This window comes from Niabella beijingensis (assembly GCF_020034665.1).
Lineage (GTDB): Bacteria > Bacteroidota > Bacteroidia > Chitinophagales > Chitinophagaceae > Niabella > Niabella beijingensis.
On the sequence record NZ_JAIQDI010000002.1, the window covers coordinates 1,184,715 to 1,206,593 of the forward strand.

Sequence of the window (21,879 nt, forward strand, 5' to 3'; positions counted from 1 at the left end):
AATCGAGGTAATGCCGCAGGCGTTATAACCAGGTCCTGCGGCAGGATACTGGCTGCTTATTTAAAGGTACATTTATACGGGAATCCTCTGAAATAATGTAAATAGATGGAATGATTCGACAAAAGATTGAATAGAAGGTAAAAGAGATCTTCTTTTAATTTGCATTTTAGAGAATTTGAACGATTGTGCTATTTAACCTGGTAACAGGAATGCCGTAGTAGTACAAACCGATGCGCTTGTCTGCGATCGTTTTTATTCAGATTGTAAGACATGATCCTGGTGCGGATGCACATTAAGTGATGTAATGACCCGGTAATTAATATTTAAATAGTCAAACAAAAAAAGGTAGTATGTGTAAAAAGGTATTCTTATTGTTGCTGACCATTTTTTCTTTTCAGTTGTTGTTCGCGCAAAAAAATCTTCTGACAAATTTTCCTAAAGGATTTACACCGAGGGAGGCTGGCAAGCGCCTGGCCTATCATTTCGTGGATGACCGGCATGATCTCTATGCTGCGCGGTACATCCACTACGCGGAAGTATGTACCTGGAATAGTGCGCTTAAATATGCGCTGGCGACAAAAGACCAGCGGCTTATCCAGCTTTTGCAGCGCAGGTTCGAACCTTTTTTCACAAAGGAAAAAGCATTGCTTCCTCCCATGAATCATGTCGATTACAATATGTTCGGAAGTCTTGCATTGCAATTGTATCAGATAACAAAGGATGAACGCTACCGCGATATGGGATTGGCTTATGCGGATACACAATGGGAGCTGCCTGCGGGCGCTAACAGCGAAGAAAAAGCCTGGGCAGACAAAGGCTATTCCTGGCAGACACGGATGTGGATTGATGATATGTATATGATCACCGTGGTGCAGAGCCAGGCGTATAAAGTGACCGGTGATGCCAAATATATCGATCGGGCGGCAAAGGAAATGGTGCTTTATTTAAACGAGCTGCAACGTCCGAACGGTCTTTTCTATCACGCTCCCGATGTTCCTTACTATTGGGCGCGGGGAGACGGCTGGATGGCGGTTGGCATGGCAGACCTGCTGCGCGACCTGCCTAAAGACCACAAAGACCGTCCGCGTATCCTGGAAGGATATCTGTCCATGATGGAAAGCCTGAAGAAACATCAGCGATCCGACGGCATGTGGAACCAGCTGATTGATGCACCTGATTTCTGGCCGGAGACGTCCGGATCGGCGATGTTCACTTATGCGTTTATAATCGGGGTGCAGCAGGGCTGGCTGGCAGCCGATGTGTATGCCCCTGCTGCACGAAAAGCATGGATGGCGATGATCCCTTATATTGATGAACGCAACAACGTAACGGAAGTGTGCATAGGTACCGGTAAGAAAAATGATAAGCAGTATTATCATGACCGGCCGCGTATGGCGGGTGATTTTCATGGACAGGCTCCTTATCTTTGGTGTGCCGCCGCTTTTTTGGGGCAGTAAATGGTGCATGGCATGCGGGCCTGTCAGATGGTGCAATATTTTGGTGCGATCCGGGTATCAACGTTCGGATTTCAAGGGGATGAATGGCGCTTTTAAGAATGGCTTCAGCTGATGCAATGGCCGCCGGTACCGGATTATCGGCTCCCGTTCATTCATTAAAATAGTTTTTAAGATGGTCAATTCCAGAAGGCGTTTTTTAGGAAAGGGGCTTACCTGTGTTACAGGGATCATGGCCGGATCTTATTTGCATGCAAATGCATTAAAACAGGACGAAAGCGAACATTGGACTGCTAAACCGGAAACCTTACCTGCCATTAACAGCGGTATCGGCGGAAACAATACGATCGATCTGCTCAACCGTATCGAGAAGGATTGTCTGGCGCACCGGCCGAAGCTTACGATTTTAATGGCGGGTACGAATGATATGAACAGCGTTAAATATGTACCCGCCGCTGAATATGAAAGGAATCTTTCTGTCATTGCCGGTCGTATCGTATCCGCCGGAAGCCAGCTGCTAATAATGACCATTTTACCTGCGTATGAACCATATTTGCTCACCCGGCATCCTGCATCGTTTTATGAGCCGGAAGGCGTCGCCGGCAGAAGAAAACAAGTGAATGCGATTATTAAAAAGACGGCCGGCGACCATAAAGCGGTACTTCTTGATATGGAGCAGCGCTTTACGGCGATCGGTAATGTGGGAACAAGCGCCGCCTCTTTGATCCAGAATGAAGTGAATGCCGGCAAAACCGACGGGGTCCATCCCACGCCCAATGGCTACCGGTTTATAGCACTTTCGGTATTTGATTGTATTGTCTGCAATGATCTTCCCAGAGAGCAGATCGTCTGTTTTGGCGACAGCATCACAAGAGGGGACGGTTCGAATGACCGTAACAGCTATCCCGGGTTTCTGAATAAATTATTGACCACGGTCTGAGTGAATGCAATCTGTCTGATGTTTAAAGTGAATTATTTATTATTAACGGCCGTTGCCGCATTGAACTGTCTGTACAGTGCTGGTCAGGATGTTCAGTTCGAAATGGTGCCGTCGGCCGCGCAGTCTTTTTTCTTAAGGAATGATGAAAATGCAGCGGGCTGGTACATGCAAAAGACAAATACGGTTCCTTCGGGTGCGATTGTTTCTTCTGTTACTTTTCAGGCGAAGAACTGGTTGCCGGCTACCGTTCCGGGAACGGTGTTGAACAGCCTTGTGAATAATAAAGTGTACCCTGATCCTTATTTTGGCGATAACAACAAGCGTTCGCGCCATCTTATTCCCGATCTGCAGGATGTGGGCAACGGGTTTTATCGCTACTGGTTCCGAAAGGAATTTGAGCTGCCGGAGGCATACAGTCAAAAAAAAATATGGCTGAAACTACACGGCATTAACTACCGGGCCAATGTCTGGATGAATGGACAAAAGCTGGGAACCATGGCCGGTATGTTTGAAGCAGGAGACTTTGATATCACACAAATAGTCAACCGCAAAGGAAAGAATGTACTGGCAGTAGATGTATTGCCGGTGGATGTGCCAGGCGCCGTTTACCGGAATGGAAAAACGCGGACCGGTGCCGTGGGAGAGAATAACAACGGCGGGGATGGTGCGATCGGAAAAAATGTAACCATGCTGATGGCTGTAGGATGGGATTTTACCGCTCCGGATGGGATCCGCGACAGGAATACCGGTATCTGGAGGGACGTGGAAATATATGCTACAGGAAATGTAAAATTACAGCACCCTTTTGTTCAGACCCGGCTGCCGCTGCCGGACACCAGTTATTCCCTGCAAACGGTATCCGTGGAAGTAAAGAACACGACCGGTCTGAAACAGAAGGGCGTGCTGACCGGCGCTATAGCGGGTACCGCGATCAGGTTTGAAACCGATATTGAGTTGCTGCCGGGGGAAAACAGACAGGTTGTTTTCCGGCCGGAAAACTATCCTCAGCTCAGGATGAAACATCCGAAATTATGGTGGCCGCTTTATAAAGGTGATCCGCATTTGTATTCGATCCAATTGCAATTCAGACAGGGTAAAGCGATATCGCACGGGTTGTCAACCCGTTTTGGTGTGCGGCAGATCCAGACAGATCAACATACACCGGACAGCTCCCGAAGGTTCATTGTGAACGGATACCCCGTTTTTATAAGAGGAACAAACTGGGTGCCGGAAGCAATGTTGCGCAGTTCGGCAGAACGGACCCGGACAGAGCTCCGTTACACCAAACAGGCAGGATTCAACCTGGTGCGGCTCTGGGCCGGGGGGATTGCAGAGTCGGATGCATTCTATAATGTTTGTGATGAATTGGGATTGCTGGTGTGGAATGAGTTCTGGATCACAGGCGACACGCGTTTCCCCCAGGACACCGCTCTTTATTTTAAAAACCTGAAGGCTACGATAAACCGGATCCGTTCCCATCCTTCGGTAGCGTACTACGTAGCCTCTAATGAGTCGAAAGAGCTGCCGGGAACAAAAGCGATCATACACCAGCTGGATTCGACGATCGGCTATCAGGAGCAATCAGAATGTTGCGGTATTCATGACGGCAGTCCTTACAAGTATGAGAACCCGATGCAATATTTTGAAAATACCGCATCTCCAAGAGGTAGCCGGGTAGACGGTTTCAACCCCGAGTACGGAACGCCCTGCCTGCCGCTGGCGGAATCCCTGCGGGAAATGATGCCCGAAAAAGACCTGTGGCCTGTTAATGATTCGGTATGGAATTATCTCGACGGGAATGGATTCCATAATATGAACACAAAATACCGCGAAGCGGTAAACCAGTTTGGGAAATCCGCTTCTATTGATGAATATGCCCGGAAGGCCCAATTGGTGGGTGCTATGAATTACAGGGCTATTTGCGAGGTATGGAATTACAATAAGTTCTCCTGGGGCGACCGGTTTGCTTCCGGTTTTCTGTTTTGGTATCACAACAGCCCGTTGCCTCAGACTGCGAGCCGTATGTACGATTGGTATCTTCGTCCTACTGCTGCCCTTTATTATGCTCAAAATGGCCTTGCTCCGCTGCATCCGCAATTTGATTACTATAAGAATACGGTTTCTGTTTATAATGATTACAGGAAAAGCTTTCCCGGTTGTACCCTGGAGGCGGCGGTTTATGATTTAAATTCGGCACTTGTTTATTCCCTTTCTGAAAAAGTGGATATTCCTGCAGACGGCCTGGTAAAGGATGCGCTGAAGCTGCATTTTGATGACACGCTCACGCAGGTGCATTTTATAAAGCTGCGACTCAGGTCTCCTTCCGGCAGGGAGATCGCAGCATCCTTTTACTGGCGGTCCAAAGATGAATACAAAGGCGCTTGGACAATGACGGGTCCGGCTGTATCGGGATTTGCCGATATTAACAAATTGCCCCGGGCATCTTTATCGGCCCGCGCAAAGAAAAGAGCGATCAATGACAACATAGTCATAGACCTGCGTGTAAAGAACACTTCCGATAAGATCTCCTTCTTCACCCAGATCCGGTTGACGGATGGAAAAAGGGCGGTATTGCCATCGGTGTACTATTCAGATAACTTCTTCTCCCTGTTGCCTGAAGAAACACGTATCATAACGATTGAAGTTCAGAAAAAAATATGGGACAGGGTGAAACAACTCTCGGTAGCTGCTTTAAACACCAATGAGGTGGTCGTGAGACACTGATACGGACTTGCATTCTGACTGTAAAGACCGTTTCATCTTTAAACGATACCGTTCCCGGAAATTTTTAATTCTTAAAGCATGGGCATGCAAACTATTATTTTACGCTTTTTGTTGCTGATCGTTTGTATCCCTTTTGCTATTGGTTCGGCGGGGCAGCCTCCGCTTCCCGATTGGGCCCTGGGTCCGTTTGCGAGACCGGCCGGTATCAATCCTGTTATAATACCGGATACGCAAAGCATTTTCTTTGATCCGATGAGCAAACAAAACCTGGCCTGGGAGGCAGGCGATGTGTTTAATCCGGCGGCTGCTGTAAAAAATAATAAGATATATGTGCTGTATCGCGCAGAAGACCGGTCGGGTAAAGGGATCGGTAAGCGGACCTCCCGCCTGGGTATTGCAGAAAGCAGTGATGGTATCAGCATGAAGAAAGAACCGGTACCGGTTTTCTATCCCGCGGAAGACGGACAAAAGGAATATGAGTGGCCGGGCGGTTGTGAAGATCCGCGTATCGCGGTTACCAAAGAGGGCCTGTATGTAATGCTGTATACCCAATGGAACAGGAAAGTAGCGCGCCTTGCGGTAGCCACTTCCAAAGATCTGATCACCTGGACAAAGCACGGCCCGGCGTTCCTGAAAGCGCACAATGGACGGTTTAAAGACCTGTTCAGTAAATCAGCATCCATCGTTACCCGGATAGAAAACGGCCGGCAGGTAATCGCAAAGGTGAATGGTAAATATATGATGTACTGGGGCGAGCGGTTTATAAATATTGCCACATCTGCTGATCTGATCAACTGGGAGCCTGCCCTGGGTGAAAATGGAGGACTGGAGCTGGTGGTAAAGCCCAGGAAAGGTTATTTTGACAGCGACATGACCGAATGCGGGCCACCTGCAATTATTACTGAAAAAGGTATTTTAGTTTTGTACAACGGTAAAAATAAAGGGAACAATGACCGGGACACCAATTACACGGCCAACACCTATGCGGCCGGACAGGTATTGTTCGACCTGAACCATCCATCAAAGGTGATCGGCCGTCTGGATCAGCCGTTCTTTATTCCTGAAGCACCTTTCGAGAAAAGCGGCCAGTACCCGGCCGGTACCGTTTTTATCGAAGGCCTTGTCTATTTTAAGAACAAATGGTTTTTGTACTATGGCTGTGCAGACAGCAGGGTGGGTGTTGCCGTTTATACCCCGGATAGTGCATCCCGATAGCGCCTGCCCGATAACGCATTTTTTTGCCGGAATGCGAAAATTTATTTTCGGATACAGGAGCCGGCGATACCGCAGCCTCCCGGATTCCAAAATCTTCGTTGGCTAAAAATACCGGTTTCCCATCAGAACCTCCGGCTATGGAAGGTTTTAATTTTGCATGAAACTTTAGCGTTATGGTAAGCAAAACACTGTTGCTGCTGATTTCCTGTATCCTTTTGCGGGGAACTGTTATAAAAGCTCAGGAAGGACCCGCTCCCGTTTTTCCGGCTGCTGCATTCAATGCAGGGCAGGCACATGACTGATCAATAACGGAACGTCGACATTACAGGGCGTGGTAACAAAGAAGAAAAAGAATCCGGACAATACCTATCTGGGTATTGTAGTGACCCTTTTTCCCTGCACCCCTTATTTCAATGAATGGTATGATCTGCGATAAAAGAACAGGAAAGGAAAAACGATGACGATGATGACGGCTGAAGCTTATTCCTGCCGGGTGCTTTCAAAGGCTTCGGATAAGGAGGGCAGCTTTGAATTTCGAAACCTGAAGCCCGGGAAGTATTACCTGCAGGCAATGGTGCGCCAGGGCAGGATGAAGGAAATGTGGAACCAGGTAGGAACCTCGACCTCTGTTGGTTATAATGTATATGGACAGGCCGTTACATCATATTCCCGGCCCATATACGAGGAATTTAAGTTGTTTTATGAAACCAATGACCTGGCGAAGACCTTTGTTGAAATTACCGCTGCGGGGCAGGTCGTAAACGTTAAGCTTTAAAAATATCCTACTATATTATACAAGATATTATCCGGCTGTCTGTTGTTTTTGCTGACCCCGTTCCATATGAATGCGCAGAACCTGGACTTTCCGGATCCGGATTTCAAACAGGCGCTTATTAAAAAGAAAGTTGATCTCAACAATGATGGCCAGATACAGCAAGAAGAGGCATTGAAGGTGACCAGATTGTACCTGGAGGAAACAGATTTTTCATCGATGGAGGGCATTAAGAATTTTACGAATCTTGAAGAATTTGGTACCTATAAAAACAAGATACGGCAGGTGGATCTGCAGGGAATGACCAGCCTCAAACGCCTGTATCTTGTAGGAAGTGACATAGAAACACTTAATATTCAGGGATGCCACAATCTCGAACACCTGTCGCTGATCGGCAATAAGCTGACCGGTATCGATATAACAGCATTTCGGAAGCTTACGGAACTTAGTCTCAGTTACAACCAGCTAACCCGGATGGAAATCCGAAATTACCCGGAACTAAAGGTGATAAACCTTGCAGAGAATAATATTTCAGATCTTAAGATCGGTGACTGTCCAAAGCTTGAGTCACTGCTGCTCCGCAAAAACAGGCTCAACGGTAGCCTGGATCTTACCCGGTTTCCGGCATTGCGGGAGTTTTCAGCCGACAATAACCTGCTTACGGCCGTCGACATCCGCGGTTTAAAGAAGCTGGAATCCTTCTCCTGCCTGTATTGTAGCATTACAATCCTGAATCTGAGCGGTACGGAAGCCCTCGCGGACCTGATCTGGTAACAATCTATATCAGTGGTTCGGAATAATCCGGCTCCGGCACATCCGTATTCTTCATCTGTTTCACGGAATTAGGCGCCTGTGCGGCGGCTTTTTTATAAACACCATTACAGAAAGATCATTTAAAATGCAGTGTGCTGCCCTGGAAATAATAGCCCAGGTCCCCGGTGGAAGCAAGGTTGTCAAGAAAAACGGTGATGGGCTTTTTTTTATCGATAAGTCCGGTAAACCGTTTGTCTTTTACCGTGTTGTTATCAAAAGCAACCGGGATATCATAACAGCGTTGCAGGATGTCCGCAATTTCTGAAACGGGAAGGTTGGAAAAAATATACCGGCCTTTCATCCAGGAAAGTACCTGGCGCTCATCGAATGCTGCAATCCGGAACCCGGAGCCGTTGGAAAGCGTGGCTTCAAACCCGGGCTTCAGCTCCAGGGTCTCTTTTGGTGAACGTAAACTGACCTTTCCCGTTACCAGCGCTACCCGCAGGCTGCCGGGGTGATAGCTGTTAACATTGAATTCGGTGCCCAGCACCTGTATCGTGGCGCCGCCGGTATGCACTACGAACGGTCTTGCGGCATCTTTGGCTACTTCGAGATATGCTTCTCCTTCAATTTCTATTTCCCGCAGGCCGGCTTCGAACTTTACCGGAAAACGCAGGGAACTGGCTGCGTTCAGCCATACCGTTGTATTATCCGGTAATCTTACCTGGTAGTCGAGTCCCGGGGGGACGGTTATTTTACTCCATTGCTGCGAAGCCCCACCACTGATCTGCAGCCCGTTCTCCCGGATATCCAGTGCTGTTCCGCTGGCAGTAACCCTGCCGTTCTTCTGATCGGAAAGATTCACGGTTTCGCCATTGTCGAACTCCATCAGGATCTTTTTTGATGCCCGTGTGCCGGCTGTCTGTCCGGATCTGTCCGGATGCGGGGTGCTGACAAACACAAATTTTACAAAAATAAAAAGCAGAATAGCAGCGGCGGCGGTATAAGGCAGCCACCGCACCAGGGCAGATTTTTTCCTGGTCCTGATCCGCTGCTGAAGCTGTTCCCATTCCGCTTCCGTATTGATGTTGCGGAGAAATTGCTGGCTTTCTTCTTTTTGAAAGAACTGCCGGAGCTCATCCCATAATTTACCGATATCCTTTTGCTGCTCGATCAGTTGCTGCAGGAATAGATCATCATCCGGATCGATGCTGTTGTTCAGCCGCGCTATCATCAGGCTTTTTATTTCGTTGATGTTATATTCCATTGCTTTTATTTAGACAATATTTTTCCGAAACGGCTGACAGTTTCAGCGTATTTTTTTTCTCAATTGTTTTAATGCCCTTATTAATGCTGTTTTTACTGTATTGATGCTTATCCCCAATTCTGAGGCTACCTGTTTCCGGCTTTTTCTCTGGATATAATACAGGTCAAAGATCGTCGCCGTTTTAGGCGGCAGCGTGGCAATGACCTTTTTTAAGGAACGCAGGCGGTCTTCCTCCAGGGCCAGGTATTCCTTTTCCTGTAAATCGGGCTGACCTGTTGTTTTTGCGTGGAATACGTATTCGAAAAATTTTTCCTGGTGCGATTTACCTGCCTTTATAACGTTGAGGCAGCGGTTGTGCACGGCCTTGCTGAGGTAAGACCTTATCGACTGGATCTGTGAAAGATCGTACCGGTCCCACAGATCCACAAATACTTCCTGCACTACGTCCTTTGCATCCTGTTCATTTTTCAGCAGGTAATATGCTTCCATTACCATTGTGCGGTAATGAAGGGCGAATATTTCATTGAATATTTCTTTCCTGTTCACAGCGTATTATTTTTGAACGGGTATGCAGGGCGCAGCAACCGGACCAATGTTACAAAAAATAGTGATGACGGAGCACAACAAGTAAAAAATATTTTAAAAAAAAATCTGCGGGTGTTGTCACCCGTTTTTTATAAATGATTGTCTAAAGCACAACTGAATAAAACGTTTGCCAATGATCGCCTGTTTACGATTGAGACTGCCGGGGTTCCTGTTTGTTATTGCTGTTATTTGTTTTGTAAGAACGGCATCGGGTCAGGATGCGGACCGGCGCATATCAGTAAATTTTAAGAATACCTCTTTGAAGACAGTGCTCAATAGCATTACCGCGAAAACGGGATTTGATTTTTTTTACAGCAATCAGCAGATAAATGATCAATCCCGCGTAACGGTCAATATAAAAGAAGCTACAGTTGACGCTGTATTAAAAGAACTGCTGGGCACAGGTTATACCTGGACGATCCGCGGGAAGCTGATCACCCTGAAAAAAAGACCAGCCACCCCGGCTGCCTCAGGATCACAGACGGTGCCGGACAGCAGCCGGGGCCGCATCATTAAAGGCCGGGTAACAGACAGCACCGGGACATCACTGGGAGGCGCCACCATACAGCTGAAAGGCACAGCCCGGGTTACAACTAGCAATGAGCAGGGATCTTTTGAGCTGGAAGATATTACCAATGGAAAGGGGACGCTCGTTGTATCATTTGTGGGGTATAATACGAGTGAAACGGGTATCGGCGGCCGCACGATGATGGATATCATGCTTCGTCCGCAGGTATCGGATATGAAGGATATTGTGGTGATCGGATACGGGACCGTTGAAAAAAAAGACCTGACGGGTTCTGTGGGGAAGGCTTCTGTCGAAGATATGAACAAGGCACCGGTACGGTCATTTGACGAAGCACTTGCCGGGCGGGTAGCGGGTGTGAATGTAACATCTGTGGACGGGCAGCCGGGCTCCGCGGTCAATATCACTATCAGGGGGGCCAACTCCATTACACAGGACAACTCGCCGCTTTATGTGATCGATGGCTTTCCGATCGAAGGTCCGAACAATAATGTTATCAATCCTCAGGATATTGTTTCCCTGGAGGTGTTAAAGGATGCTTCCGCCACGGCCATCTACGGATCAAGGGGCGCTAATGGGGTGATCATCATCACCACAAAAAGAGGTGTTGCAGGCCCGCCGGTTGTATCGGTGAGTACCAGCTACGGTATACAAAAGGATGTGAACCGCATGCAGCTGATGGACCCTTATGAGTTTGTAAAATATCAATTGGAACGCAACCCCTCAGATGCCGCCGGTATCTACCTGGCCAACGGAAGACAACTGGAAGATTACAGGACGATACCCGAAATCGACTGGCAGGATGAACTGTTCCGGACGGCAGGCATGCACAATACTTCGGTTTCTGTAAGAGGCGGCAACACCACCACAAAGTATGCGATCTCCGGGAACATTCTCGGGCAACAGGGGGTAATGATCAATTCGGGCTATAAGCGCTACCAGGGATCGGTTTCCGTGGATCAGAAGTTCAGCAGGAAGCTGAGCGGCGGCGTTTATGTTAATTATGCCTATACCAATCAGAACGGGATGTCGCCATCCGGACCGTCGAGCAGCAGTTCAACGGCTTATACCTTATTCAGTGTTTACGGATACCGGAATTTTTCACTGGACGGGTCCACCGATCTTACCGGCGAACTGTTCGACCAGTTCATTGATCCTACAATAGACCTGCGCATCAACCCGGTGCTGAACCAGCAACACATGCTTCGGGAGAACCTGGGCCAGAATGGTATTTTTAATGCGTATCTTACCTATAATATCCTGCCTTCGCTGAAACTGAAAGTAACAGGAGGTATCAATACTACTTTTACACGAAACAATCAGTTTAACGACAGCTTTACGGTTTACGGCAATCCCCGCAGCCTGCTGGGGTCGGTGAACGGTGTTAACGGTGGCGTGTATTATACTCAAAACACCACCTGGATCAATGAGAATACCCTGACCTATGCCCGGAACTTTAACCGGCAGCATGCGTTGACCATACTGGCGGGTATGACCGAGTCGGAGCGGCGGTCTTCCAGTCACGGAAGTGCCGCCACCAATCTGCCAAATCCGCAGCTGGGCGTGAGCGGACTGGACCAGGGTACGCCCCAATTTGTACGGGCGCTTTCGGCTGCGTGGGGCCTGGTATCGTTCCTGGGCCGTGCGGATTATAAATTCAGGGACCGCTATCTGCTGACGCTTTCTTACAGAGCAGACGGCTCCTCAAAATTTTCAAAGGAGCACCGCTGGGGCTATTTTCCTTCCGGTGCCATAGCATGGCGGTTCAGGGATGAAGACTTTCTGAAAGACAGCCGGGTCCTGTCGGAAGGCAAGCTGCGCGCCAGCTACGGACTTACGGGGAATAACCGTATAGGAGAATTTGATTACCTCTCGGTAATGGATCTGGCCTTCAATCCGCAAGGATATACCTTCGGGAACCAGACGGTTACAGGGGCTATTCCGAAAAGTGTAGGCAATCCTTCACTGAAATGGGAGACCACGGCACAGACCGATCTCGGTGTCGACCTGGGATTTTTCAATAACCGGATCTCGCTTACAGCAGAGGTGTACCGGAAAAAAACCAGGGACCTGCTTATCTATGCAAATGTACCCTTATCCCTGGGATATGGCTTTGCCAACCGTAATATAGGAAGCGTACAGAACCAGGGACTGGAGCTGACCCTGTCTACCGTTAATATAAAAACGAAGGATTTTAAGTGGGAGTCTGCATTTAATATTTCGTTCAACCAGAGTAAGATACTTCGTCTTACTGAGAACCAGGAATCCATTCTTTCGGCTGCACCTTTCGATAGTTATTTCAGTGCCATCCCGGCCTTTATTTCAAGAGTGGGTGGCCAGCTGGGGATGATGTACGGGTACATCTGGGACGGGCTTTACCAGTACAGTGATTTTGACGTCTCCACTACCGGGAATTACGTGTTGAAGGATAATGTGCCAACCAACGGAAACACCAGGACGGCGATCCAGCCGGGTGATATAAAGTTTAAGGATATTAACGGCGACCTGGTCGTTGATGCCAAAGACTATGCGGTCATCGGCCGGGGGCTTCCTGTACATACCGGCGGGTTTAATAATACGCTGTCGTATAAAAATTTTGATCTGAACCTGTTCTTTCAATGGTCGTATGGCAATGATATCATCAATGCCAACCGGTACATATTTGAAGGAAATATACTGGGCCGTTCTAACCTGAACCAGTTCGCCGGTTATGCCGACCGCTGGTCCCCGGAGAACACCGGCTCGCTGAACCCACGCGGCGGCTTCGGCGGGTCAGGGCCATCCACGCCAACAGGAACCAACTCGCGGGTGATCGAAGACGGATCTTATCTGCGTCTGAAAACGGTGCGCCTGGGCTACTCCCTTCCTGTGCGGGTTCTGAGCCGGGCTGGAATAAAATCACTTACGGTTTATTGCGCCGCGCAGAACCTGATTACCTGGACTTCCTATTCGGGCGTGGATCCGGAGGTGAGCATTTTTAATTCGGTGCTTACACCGGGTGTGGATTATTCAGCTTATCCCCGCCCCAGGACCATTACTCTGGGACTGGATCTAACATTATAATCGAAAAAAATGAACAACAAAATTTTACCGGTACTGTTCCTTGGTTTGGCAGGTGTGTTTTTATCATCCTGCAGCAAGATCCTGGATAAGACCCCTACAGACTTTGTGGAGCCGCAGAACTACTATAATAGTGAGAGTGACCTGAGATTTGCGCTGGCCGGCGTTTACGACCCCCTGGGTTCCGAATATCTTTACGCCAGTTCGTTGTGGTTCCAGCTGGGTAACTGTACCGATGAGTCTTTCTATCCCAACAGTTCCAATTCTTTTTCGGCACCGATGTTCTATCAGTTTGATTATACCAATCCCTACATAAGCGGCTTGTGGCAGGATTGTTATAAAGGCATTGAACGTGCCAACCTGCTGATCGAAAATATAGGGAAACCGGTGATGGATGAGAGCAAACGGCAGGCCATCCTGGGGGAAGCCCTGTTCCTGCGGGCGTATTATCATTTCCTGCTGGTCTCCAATTTCGGTACTGTCTTATTAAAAACGCATTCCACTACCAATGTAAGCACGGTGGACCTTCCGGCAACTCCCGCAAAGCAGGTCTACGAGCAGGTTCTCCAGGATATGCGCGAAGCGGAGGCAAAACTGGAAGATGCCGCCACCATTGGCAATTCCAGTCATGTGTCGAAGACCGCCGCACAGGCCACCCTGGCCCGTGTTTGTTTGTACATGGCCGGCAATCCGCTGAACGATAAAACCAGGTATGCGGAAGCACTGGAATGGGCAAGGAAAGTTGTGGTATCAGGGCAGCATCGTCTGCTGGAGGATTTTGATGAACGGCTCACCAACTCTGCATACAGCCAGATCTTTATCAACCAGGCCCAGGATATCTATGATATCGGGGAATGTATGTGGGAAGCTGATTTTAATATGAACCAGGCGAATACGGCTTTTGCTGAAGGCGGCCGCCTGGGTACTTACCAGATCTCCTGTACCAATATTGATACCGGCTACGGCTCCGGAGGTGTGCGGACCACCATCAGCTTATACAACCTGTATGGCAACGGGGATCTGAGAAGGGACTGGGCCATTGCGCCGTTTACCTTTCAGGCATCGGGTTCCACCCTTACGCGGGTACCCTATACCACGGCTAATATCATCAACCGCGAATGCGGAAAATGGCGCCGTTATTTTGAGCCGACATCCTTTATCCGGCAGCAATACAGAACGGGGCAGAACTTTCCCATCGTCCGCTACGCAGATGTATTACTGATGCTGGCCGAGGCGGACAATGAAGTGAACAGCGGCCCTACTGCGGAAGGTTATGAGGCGCTGAACCAGGTAAGGAGAAGGGGATACGGGGTTCCGGTGCATGCAGCCGATGCCGCCGCCGATGCCCCCGGAGGCCTTTCGCAGCAAGACTTTCGCCGGTTTATCATGGAGGAACGGTCCCGTGAGCTTTGCTTTGAAGGATTGCGGAAGCCGGACTTGATCCGCTGGGGCGTGTTTTATGATGTACTTACCGCTACCGCGGCGGAAATACAATCCTCCAACGCCTCCGCCACAAATAAGGCCCGTTGGGTATTGGGGTACACTACGGCCATTTCCTCTCCCAAATACCTGCTGTTGCCGATACCCGCACTGGAAATTAATATTAACAAGGCCATCCGCCAAAACCCCGGCTGGTAAAAAAATATGGTTATGAAGAACAGGTTTTGTTTGCCGATCGCATTAGTATGCCTGCTGTTTTTGTGGGCCTGTAAAAAAACATTGAGTTCGGGGGACACGGACTTTACGGTAACGGTGGAAAATAATGTCCTTTCCCTTAATGACACCGCACGCTTTGTTTTTAATAAAAATCCGGATGTACTCGTATTTTATTCAGGAGAGATAGGGCACCGGTATGCCTTCAAGGGACGCACCAGTGCGGAGGGCACACCGTTATTGCGTTTCAGTACAAAAAGGGAGAATGGCAGCCAGCCACAATCATTGCAACTGCTGATCTCTTCAGACTTTCGGGGAGTAATAAAAGGCGACACTGCTGCTACAACGGCCAATCTGGCAGCAGCCAGCTGGACGGATATCACTTCCCGGGCCACCCTTTCCGGGGGAGGCAGTGCTCCGGTCGCTTCGGGCGATATTGATCTGTCGGATTATACAGCCAAACCGGTGTTCCTTGCGTTTAAGTACCGGGCAGCAGCCGGTTCGGTTCAGAATAAATGGACGATCAGTGCTTTTACAGTTACAAATGAGCTGGAGGACAATACCAGCTATATCATCGCCAATATGAATACAGCCACCACGGCCTTTACCAACTATGGTGTAACTACGTTCAGTCCGGGCTTTGCAGCTTATACGCCGTTGAACAACTACCGGTGGAATATCAGTAATACCCAACTGGTGATAACAGGAGCCAACTCGGCGGCATTTGCAACAGACCCGGCGGAAGCCTGGGTATTTATCGGCCCTTTGAACTTAACAAAAGTGACACCGGATGTGGGTGTGCCATTAAAGAACGCTTCAGAGAATATATCCGGCTCGGTGTTCGGATATCAGTATCAATCCACGGGACAGTTCGATGCTGTTTTTGAAGGAGGTCTTGCAGATATAAAGCAGATACAATTGGTGACCCGGCCCGTACGGATAACAGTGCAATAAATGATGTGCGGGAACGATCGTCTTTTTAGAAACAGACGACGGGCCCATGCCCGGTGTGACGGATGATCTTTTGATGAAGTCTTAAAAACAATAAAGTCATGAATATACTTCAGACCATACCCCGGATGCAGTCAGGGCTGCTGTTCCTATTCCCGATACTATTTTTGGCGTGTAATAAAAGCAACCGGCTGCAGCATACAGCCGGAATCTCAAAAGGTAGCTCTGTCGGTAATACGGCCATCGCAATGCCCACCAATAACCGTTCCTCTTTTTTGAGAGGTGCTGATGTCGGCTTCCTGACGGAGATGGAACGCAAGGGGCGCATGTTTTATAATGCGACCGATTCCCAGGATTTGTTTGTGCTCCTGAAAGAACGGGGAATAAATGCCATCCGGTTGCGGGTTTGGGTAAATCCCGCCGGACCCTATTATTACAATGGCATCAATGATGTAGTGCTGAAGGCCGTGCGGGCAAAAAATGCAGGTATGAAACTGATGATCGATTTTCATTACAGCGACAGCTGGGCAGACCCCAAACAGCAGTATATCCCTGCGGCCTGGAGCAGCTATACCCTCAGTGAGCTGGAGGATGCTGTTGCTGCACATACAACTTCCTGCCTGAATACATTAAAGGCAAACGGTGTCACTCCGGCCTATGTGCAGGTGGGCAACGAAGTGGACTATGGCATGCTCTGGCCTGCCGGAAAGATTCCCTCCGGTAATATGGCCGGCTTTGCCCGGCTGTTCAAAGCGGGATATGAAGCGGTTAAAGCAGTTGATACCACGATAAAGGTGATCGTTCATTTTTCGAGAGGCTACGATTATGCTAACTGCGATTCCGTGCTCAACGGGCTGCTTGCGAACGGAGCTGTTTTTGATGTTGTGGGATTATCGGTATACCCGGGTCTTGATAATTTTGAAACCGTGCTTGCCAACTCCAATGCCACTATGCAATCCCTGGCTGCAACCTATCATAAAGATATCATGGTAGCGGAATGCGGCTATTACCAATACAAACCGGAGGGCGCCCGCAGGATGATAGAAACCCTGATTCAGCAGGTAGATGCATTGCCCGAAAGCTGCGGATTAGGTGTCTTTTACTGGGAGCCGGAAGCCTACGATCATCCGCCGGTGAATAAAAGCATTTTTGATGCCGCTGCAAAAAGACCTACGGTCGGGATGGATGGCTTTTCCCTGGCAAAGAACCCGGGTTTTGAGGTGGATACGCTGCCGGCCACTGCTCCGTACGGCTGGACGACAGGTGGTAGCAATCCCGATGCCAATTATACGGAATCATCCGGTATCACGGGCAATTACCGGCTGACACATTACAAGAACAGCGCTTATAATGTATTTACCGAGCAACCCATTACCGGACTAACAAACGGTACCTATACATTTACGGCCTGGGTGAGAGGAAGTACTTCCATGACAGGAAGTTATCTTTATGCAAAGGGGTTTGGAGGTACTGAGAAAACACAGCAACTGAACCTGGAATCTGCCTGGAAAAAGATCATTATTCCTGATATTGCGGTCAGCAACGGACAATGCACTATCGGATTGCGCACCAATGGCAACAATACTTACTGCAGTATGGATCAGGTACAGTTCTTCCGGCAATAAGAACATTTGCAGGCAACGATCCGCACAGGCAACATGCTGGCTTATGGGGCTCTTCTGAGAGCGACTCCTCTTATTCTGTGCGGCGATATAAAAGGATCTTGCAGCCGTGCTGATTTCACCGTATATGAAAGTGCGGTGTTCACTACGGCTAATGGTCTCCCCAACATTCTGCCATGGGGCCGGCCGCCGGCAACCCGGGACCCCGGGACAAGACATCCCGCTTTAAAATAAAAAGCAACTCCTGCAAATCAGTTGCAAAAGCGTTCTGCGTTTTATGACCGGTGTCATCAGTACAACCGGTTTCCGTCATTGTTTGCGGCGATGCCGCATCTGTAATTTTGAAAACCAGTATTAATAATGAAGTTTAATTGAAAAAATGACGACAATAAGAACTCTTATTGCAGTTACTGATTTCTCCGATGCGGCGAACCATGCCGTTGGCGTTGCCGTTGACCTGGCTATAAAAATAAAAGCCCGTCTGCTCATTTTCAATGCGGTAAGCATACATACCGGCGTTTCGGCATACCAATTGCTGCCGGATGTATATGAAGTTTCGATAGAACAGTCCAAAGAGCTGCTAAAGGATCTTGTGACTGAAATGAAAAAGCGGACTGACAACAGGACCGTGATTGAAGCAGTGCAGCGATGAAGCACCTGTCGCCGTATTCATTGCTTCCCATTTTGTTACGGCATTTGAGCGGCTGGTGTACGGAACACACGCGGTTGCGATCGCAAAACACAGCCCGGTACCGGTGATCGTGATACCTCCTGCAGGCGGAATGAATCGACTGGACCGGGCCGGCATCGCAATTGATCTGCTCGGCACGGAAGCGATGCCCTGGAAACTGCTTCGCAACTGGCTGAAATTGTTTGGCCCGAAGCTTGATCTGGTATATATATCCTCCAATCCGGACGGAGTTTCGCAGGAATTACCGCTGGCAGTTGAAGCAGCCGGACAATTGAGCGATTTTGAATGGGATTACTGCTTCATAACCAATGACAGTGCTGTTGGCGGACTGGAGGAATATGTAAGGCTGTATCAGCCGGATCTCCCGGTGCTGTTTGCGGGCCGGCATGGTCTGTTTCATAAAAGCATCTCGGGACTGTTCATAACGGCTCCTCCGGTGCCGGTAATGCTCCTTTCTGCTGAAATAGAAGACTTCGGAGAACGGGGGACTTTATCGTAGCCGGAAAAGCAAACAGCCCTGCGTAGTGCAGCGGATACCTCCGGAGCGGCCAGGCAGTCATTTTAAAAAAGATGAGATGGAGAATACATTAAACAGCAATGAAATTGATGATGTATTGCATCAGGGTATACTGGGGCATCTCGGATGCCATTTTGATGGGGTTACCTATGTGGTTCCGATGTGTTACGCCTATGAAGACGGCTGTATCTACGGCCGCACCTATGAAGGCATGAAACTGCACATGATCCGGAACAATCCCCGTGTGTGTTTCCAGGTAGAGGTGGCCAGGGACATGGTGCATTGGAGAAGTGTTGTGTGCTGGGGAACATTTGAGGTGATCTCCGATGCTGCTAAACGCGATGCGGCAATTGGCGTGTTGCAACGCCGCGTGTCGGCCATGATCGAAAGCGAAGCCCTCCGGCACTCGCAATACTGGCCTTTTGCGCTTTCAGGGAAAGAGGAGATCCGTGGCCTGCTTTTTTGTATCCGCCTGGATGAAAAGACGGGCCGCTTTATGTCGGAATACTGATCAATGCCGGCCTGCAATATCATCATTAAAGCAATATTGAGACGGCTGATGCCCGTTTCTGTTACACCTCTATTTGTTTGTATAAAAGCGTATTTGTTGCCGCTGTTATTGCGGTACCGGAACATGCGGATGCTGAATGCTGCGACGGGAGGCAGAAATCAGGATAAATCCTGTAACTTCAGGGCGATAACGAAACATTGAGCCACTGAGCCGGACCCGTCCGCAAGCCATTTTAAATAAATGCCCTTTTATGCAAACAAGGAACAATGATACAATAACGGTATCTGAAAAAGGAAAAGCAAATCTTTTTGGCATCTCGCTTATTGCAGCGCTTGCCGGTTTTATTTTTGGCTTTGATACGGTAGTGATATCCGGCGCCAACCTCCCGATCAAAGAGCTTTGGCATACCACACCCTGGTTCCATGGTTTTTTTATCATGTCGATGGCATTGTGGGGAACCGTTGTCGGTGCCGTTTTTGGCGGCCTGCCAACGGAACGGTATGGCCGGAAAAAGGTACTGCTATGGATCGGTATCCTGTTCACCGTTTCATCTGTAGGTTCTGCGCTGGCACAGGATCCGTATACGTTCTCTTTTTTCCGGTTTATCGGCGGACTCGGTATCGGTGTTTCATCCGTGGCAGCTCCCACCTATGTTTCAGAAATTTCCACGCCCAAAACAAGAGGCCGGCTGGTGGCCATGTATCAGTTCAATATTGTTTTCGGGATCCTGCTCGCATTCCTTTCCAATTATTTTCTAAAGGGTGTGGGGGGAGCTAATGACTGGCGCTGGATGCTGGGGGTGATGGCCGCACCGTCGCTGCTGTATACGCTTCTTGTGTTCATGATCCCTGAAAGTCCGCGCTGGCTTATTATACGCAGGAAGGATGATGCTGCCGCGCGGCACGTGCTGAAACAGCTGGGCATACCGGATGCGACGGAAGAAATAGCAGCGATTAAAGCTGCTGCCGGCGGATCGCAGGTGGCAGACCGGAAAGGGTTTTTCAATATCCGGTACCGCAGGATCATAGGCCTTGCCTTCTTTGTGGCTTTCTTCAATCAATGGTCGGGCATCAATTTTATTTTATATTACGCGCCGGAAATTCTCGAGCGGGCCGGCCTGGCATCAAAGGAATCGTTGTACAATTCCATTGCTATAGGGGGTACCAACCTGGTATTTACATTTGTAGGGCTGTACCTGATCGACCGCGTTGGCCGGAAAACCTTACTGGCGCTGGGTTCGGTGGGCTATGTGATCAGCCTGGGAATGGTGGCCTATGGCTTCTACGCACATGCATCCGCCGGCTTCCTGTTGTTTTTCCTGCTGTTGTTTATTGCTTCGCATGCCATCGGGCAGGGAGCCGTGATCTGGGTATTGATCGCAGAGGTTTTTCCCAACCGGATCCGGGCCATGGGCCAATCCTTCGGCGCCAGCGTACATTGGGTATTTGCAGCCATCATTACCCTCATTACACCCGTATTCCTGGATGAGGAACACGGGATTTTCCGGGACAATCCCTGGCCTATTTTTGCCTTCTTTGCATTTATGATGTTGTTGCAGCTGGTATGGATCTATACCAGCGTGCCGGAGACCAAGGGCGTATCATTGGAGGAACTTGAAAAAAGACTGGTAAAAGCGTGACATTTTTTAAAAAATCTGCTGAAATAAAACCGGGTTTATTTAATTTTATTTACGGCAGGCTTGTAAAGCTGTGTTGCAGATTTTTAAAAACCATCTTATGTTGCTCAAGGGAAGAATATCGATCTGGGATTTTGTGCGAACCATAAAATCGGATCTGCTGACCATCACCGTTTTCAGCATTATTGTAGGGCTTATTGCTACCGGACATTATTTCAACGGACTGGAAATCCCGCTGGCATTGATCGCGATCATAGGAACGGCGATATCGTTGCTGCTGGCTTTCCGTACCGCACAGTCCTACGACCGCTGGTGGGAAGCCCGGATCGTATGGGGGGCTATCGTGAATGACTCCAGAACGCTGATCCGCCAGGTGCAGCAATTCCTGCCGGCAGCCGAAGCAACAGAGGTCCGGAACTTTGCGGAACGCCAGATCATATGGAACTATGCCCTGAGTGAATCACTCCGGAAACTGCCATTTTCAGAGCGGGTGCAGCAGTATACTACTGAACAGGAGATCCGCGATTCGAATGTACCCAATGGTCTTTTGTCGCGGCACAGCGCCCAGCTGAGACGGTTATCGGAAGAAGGAAAGCTGACCGAGTTCCGGCAGGTGCAACTGGATCAGACACTGGTAAGGCTGTGCGATGCCATGGGAAAATGCGAGCGGATCAAGAACACCGTTTTCCCCGCTTCCTACGGTACGCTGATCCATTTTCTGATCTATGTTTTCGCCCTCTTATTGCCTTTTAGCCTGGACGATGATTATGCCATGATAAAAGCATTGCTTACCGCAGGTATCCCGATGATCTTTATCGTGATCGAACGGACCGCCATCCTGATGCAGGATCCTTTTGAGAACCGTCCGCTGGATACACCGATGACAACCATCAGTCAGACCATCGAGGTCAATCTCCGGCAGCAGATCGGGGAGGAGGTGCGGCCCCCTGCGCCCCCGTCGGGTGATGCTTATTATATTTTGTAAGCAGACCGGATGATGAT

General features: G+C 49.1%; 17 protein-coding genes. 15 read left to right on the forward strand and 2 right to left on the reverse strand.

The window, feature by feature from the left end:
• Window positions 1-350 precede the first annotated feature (350 nt).
• The 6 genes from K7B07_RS21025 (at window position 351) to K7B07_RS21050 (ending at window position 7,879) form a co-directional block, all read left to right on the forward strand.
• Window positions 351-1,457 carry a glycoside hydrolase family 88/105 protein gene (locus tag K7B07_RS21025; RefSeq protein ID WP_223712509.1) on the forward strand — a complete coding sequence of 369 codons (1,107 nt, stop codon included), beginning with the start codon at window positions 351-353 and terminating at the stop codon, window positions 1,455-1,457.
• Between the two features lie 172 nt (window positions 1,458-1,629).
• Complete coding sequence (locus K7B07_RS21030; protein WP_223712510.1) at window positions 1,630-2,394, forward strand: SGNH/GDSL hydrolase family protein; 765 nt, start codon at window positions 1,630-1,632, stop codon at window positions 2,392-2,394.
• Window positions 2,395-2,412: 18 nt separating this feature from the next.
• Window positions 2,413-5,118, forward strand: a complete 2,706-nt coding sequence (locus K7B07_RS21035) for a glycoside hydrolase family 2 protein (RefSeq protein WP_276225283.1) — start codon at window positions 2,413-2,415, stop codon at window positions 5,116-5,118.
• An 84-nt stretch (window positions 5,119-5,202) separates the two neighbouring features.
• Entirely contained in the window at window positions 5,203-6,333 is a 1,131-nt protein-coding gene (locus tag K7B07_RS21040) for a glycoside hydrolase family 130 protein (protein ID WP_223712512.1), read from the forward strand.
• Between the two features lie 463 nt (window positions 6,334-6,796).
• Window positions 6,797-7,108, forward strand: coding sequence for a prealbumin-like fold domain-containing protein (locus K7B07_RS21045; RefSeq protein WP_223712513.1), 312 nt, complete (start codon window positions 6,797-6,799; stop codon window positions 7,106-7,108).
• 66 nt (window positions 7,109-7,174) lie between these two features.
• Window positions 7,175-7,879 (forward strand): leucine-rich repeat domain-containing protein, encoded by a 705-nt coding sequence (locus tag K7B07_RS21050; protein WP_223712514.1) that lies wholly within the window; start codon window positions 7,175-7,177, stop codon window positions 7,877-7,879.
• 115 nt (window positions 7,880-7,994) lie between these two features.
• Here K7B07_RS21050 and K7B07_RS21055 read toward each other — a convergent pair whose 3' ends face one another.
• Together K7B07_RS21055 and K7B07_RS21060 are read right to left on the reverse strand one after the other, a co-directional pair.
• Window positions 7,995-9,125 carry a FecR family protein gene (locus K7B07_RS21055; protein WP_223712515.1) on the reverse strand — a complete coding sequence of 377 codons (1,131 nt, stop codon included), beginning with the start codon at window positions 9,123-9,125 and terminating at the stop codon, window positions 7,995-7,997.
• A gap of 42 nt (window positions 9,126-9,167) precedes the next feature.
• Window positions 9,168-9,671 (reverse strand): sigma-70 family RNA polymerase sigma factor, encoded by a 504-nt coding sequence (locus K7B07_RS21060; protein WP_223712516.1) that lies wholly within the window; start codon window positions 9,669-9,671, stop codon window positions 9,168-9,170.
• A 172-nt stretch (window positions 9,672-9,843) separates the two neighbouring features.
• On the opposite strand from K7B07_RS21060, the gene K7B07_RS21065 reads away from it, so the two are divergent.
• From K7B07_RS21065 to K7B07_RS21105, 9 genes are all read left to right on the forward strand, one after another.
• Window positions 9,844-13,299, forward strand: coding sequence for a TonB-dependent receptor (locus tag K7B07_RS21065; RefSeq protein WP_223712517.1), 3,456 nt, complete (start codon window positions 9,844-9,846; stop codon window positions 13,297-13,299).
• A 9-nt stretch (window positions 13,300-13,308) separates the two neighbouring features.
• Complete coding sequence (locus K7B07_RS21070; protein ID WP_223712518.1) at window positions 13,309-14,934, forward strand: RagB/SusD family nutrient uptake outer membrane protein; 1,626 nt, start codon at window positions 13,309-13,311, stop codon at window positions 14,932-14,934.
• Between the two features lie 12 nt (window positions 14,935-14,946).
• On the forward strand, window positions 14,947-15,903 hold the full coding sequence (locus K7B07_RS21075; RefSeq protein ID WP_223712519.1) for a DUF5017 domain-containing protein: 957 nt from the start codon (window positions 14,947-14,949) through the stop codon (window positions 15,901-15,903).
• A gap of 98 nt (window positions 15,904-16,001) precedes the next feature.
• On the forward strand, window positions 16,002-17,525 hold the full coding sequence (locus tag K7B07_RS21080; RefSeq protein ID WP_223712520.1) for a glycosyl hydrolase 53 family protein: 1,524 nt from the start codon (window positions 16,002-16,004) through the stop codon (window positions 17,523-17,525).
• A 376-nt stretch (window positions 17,526-17,901) separates the two neighbouring features.
• Window positions 17,902-18,174: a universal stress protein gene (locus K7B07_RS21085; protein WP_223712521.1), complete on the forward strand. Its 273-nt coding sequence runs from the start codon at window positions 17,902-17,904 to the stop codon at window positions 18,172-18,174.
• Window positions 18,155-18,712: a hypothetical protein gene (locus K7B07_RS21090; RefSeq protein ID WP_223712522.1), complete on the forward strand. Its 558-nt coding sequence runs from the start codon at window positions 18,155-18,157 to the stop codon at window positions 18,710-18,712. Before K7B07_RS21085 ends, K7B07_RS21090 begins: the two co-directional genes overlap by 20 nt.
• Before the next feature lie 76 nt (window positions 18,713-18,788).
• Window positions 18,789-19,241, forward strand: coding sequence for a pyridoxamine 5'-phosphate oxidase family protein (locus K7B07_RS21095; protein ID WP_223712523.1), 453 nt, complete (start codon window positions 18,789-18,791; stop codon window positions 19,239-19,241).
• A gap of 250 nt (window positions 19,242-19,491) precedes the next feature.
• Window positions 19,492-20,880, forward strand: a complete 1,389-nt coding sequence (locus tag K7B07_RS21100; protein ID WP_223712524.1) for a sugar porter family MFS transporter — start codon at window positions 19,492-19,494, stop codon at window positions 20,878-20,880.
• Between the two features lie 97 nt (window positions 20,881-20,977).
• Window positions 20,978-21,862, forward strand: a complete 885-nt coding sequence (locus K7B07_RS21105; RefSeq protein ID WP_223712525.1) for a bestrophin family protein — start codon at window positions 20,978-20,980, stop codon at window positions 21,860-21,862.
• The last annotated feature ends 17 nt before the right edge of the window (window positions 21,863-21,879 follow it).